This window comes from Deltaproteobacteria bacterium (genome assembly GCA_003194485.1).
Classification (GTDB): Bacteria; Desulfobacterota; Dissulfuribacteria; order Dissulfuribacterales; family UBA3076; genus UBA3076.
The window spans coordinates 1-2423 of record PQXD01000072.1 but is presented as its reverse complement, the minus strand read 5'-3'; the positions used below and the strand labels follow the sequence as shown (position 1 = coordinate 2423).

2 protein-coding genes are annotated in these 2423 nt (G+C 47.0%); both read left to right on the top strand.

Features of this window, described 5'->3' with window-relative positions; genetic code table 11:
- Positions 1–246, top strand: a 246-nt coding sequence (locus C4B57_12120; GenBank protein ID PXF50477.1) for a hypothetical protein, incomplete at its 5' end; no start/stop codon positions are given.
- 19 nt (positions 247–265) lie between these two features.
- A partial coding sequence (locus C4B57_12115) for a hypothetical protein (protein ID PXF50476.1) occupies positions 266–2423 on the top strand: 2158 nt, incomplete at its 3' end.

Below are 2423 nucleotides of genomic sequence, written 5' to 3'. Positions count from 1 at the left end.
GAGAAAAAAGGATTTGTAGAGGAACTTTTTGATCTATTTAAAGTTGAGCGCAAGGAGGGTTCCCAGAGCGAAACTGCTCCGCAGCAGCCACAGCAGCAGCAAAAAGCAACAGCGGCAAGAGAGGAAGGAGATGAAATAATTCCTGCAGAATACTTGACGGATCGGCAAATAGGTATAATATTAAAGAAGAATGGCTATGCCGTAACTCCTGAAAATATTAAAAGGTTCAGGGAACAAAATTCTTAAAGCATAAAGAAGAGGGCAAATGAAGAACACTTCTTACAATTTTACGGGCCTTGAGCTTGATGAGCGCTCTGATCTAAATGAACCAACCCCTTACAATCTAGATGGCCTAGTTCCAGCAGAAAGCAAGAAGGATATTGCAGATGTGCTTTCGCCTTTTGTCAAGCCTTTCCTTTCGCTGGGCTATCATACTGCGGCTGCATTTAACCGCGGAATGGGTACATTTTGCACGCATCTCGACGCAATTAATGAGTATGTCGAAGAAAAGACTATGTTCAAAATGTCGCCAGACATCTGGAACGACATAGCTGATATTTACGAAAATAATGCCGATTACTGGACACAAAAAGCAAAGGAGGATGGCACCAGCTTTGTAAACGAGCTCTTAGGGGAAGCCATAGGTGGGGCGGTCCCCGGAATCGCAGAGTTTGCGCTTAATGTTCCCTACTCCGGAATTCTTGGAGCCGCAGAGGCCCACAAGGAATCACGAAGCGAACTGATAGGAGCTATTGCTAGCGCGGGTCAGAGGGGTGTACTTGGACAGCTCTTTCGCGTCATCTCCCCATTCAAGCAGTATTTAAGAGCCCCGGCAATGGGCGGCATCATGGCCGTTCAGTCAGCTGCAGAAGGGGCACCCCCTCGAGAGGTAGCCAAGGCCATGGGGACCGGCATGCTTTACAGTGCTTCAAGCCCCGGCGGACAGATGGGCCTCAATGAGATTCATAACAACCTGCGCATTCAGGCCAGAATATCCGAGCCATCCGCCAGGAAAGCTAAACCCACAGGGGGGGTAGCTAAACCGGCCAAAGAAGAGGCCATCAAACCCTACATAACCTCAGAGGAGAAAATAGCTGAAGTCCAGAAGGCTGTCAGAAAATTCAAGCCTTTGACCGAAACCGACCCGATTAACGGAGTTCCACTTGGCGAACTTGTTAAGCTTGGTGCGACAGATCCACAGCAGGCTTTGCTTCATATAGAGCGGTCTCATGTAACACCTGATCGTATGCTGGAAGGGATACGGAATAAAGGGATGGGGCTAATGCCCAAAATCCCCAAGAGTCAGAGAGGGGCAGCCGGTAAGAATCTCCAGATTCTGGTGAGCGCTGTAGAGGAAAAGATTGCAGCCCAGAAAAATATTGTGACCCGCCAGACCAGAACAACCTTAGAGAGTGGAAAATCCTTCTTCAACCTGGCCAGGGGTGATATGGCTGGCGAAAAAGTATACGCCATTCCGATCTTCCCTGAATTCTCCAAGAAGATCAAGGGCAACCTGACAGAGAAGGATGTCGATACATTCTATAAAGAAAATTACCTCCTGCTCAAGAAATATCCCGAACTCACAGTGGGGGCAAGATTTGACAAGGAAGCCGGCGAGACATCTCTCGACATAAATGTTGCCATCCCCCACAAGAATGAAGCTGGAGCCGTTAAGGTAGCTCAAAAATACGGCCAGAAGGCTGTAGTTGATATTAAGGAAGGGGTCGAGGTTCCGGTCGAGGGTGTAGTAGATAAGGTACAGGAAGTTCTTCCATCTGTGGAAGCTCGCATAGCAGAAGTTCGCAGGGTTAGCCCGTTAACCGTCCTACCCGAGGCTCAAATGTTAGAGCTGACACGCTGGGCTGCTCAGGAAAATTTGGTAGAGCTTGACTCAAGCATGTACGGAGTCGGGCTAAAGGGTGGCGACATTGTACGCAAAGAAAGCGACCCTAAACACTGGATTGATCGCTCATACTTAAGTGGCGAAAACTACATCCCCGAATTTGAGCCAGGAAAAGCTCAATACGAAGTGTTTACAGCCCGAAAAGAGCTGTACGATTTTAAGGGAGATAAGGATGGATTACTCCAGAGGGCGAAGGATGCAGCTAGAGAGAATCCAAATATTAACGCTATTAACTATTACGAAAATCTTATCAAACAAAAAGGATATAAGGGCTACTTTTTAACCTCTGAAGAAGGAGGAACCACAGTAGCGCTCTTCGAAAAGAAGACACCTGCTCAAATTGAGAAGATGTACAAAAAGGTGTCCAAGGAAGAGGCAATTAAGCAAAAGAAAGAAGAAATCGAAGTAGCGGATAAAAAAGACGCAAAGAGGATAATTGCTGAATTCATACGCGAAAGACGCTATGAACTCAATCTCGAAAACTACAAGACCAACCTCTTCGTTAATGAAATTGAGCGCA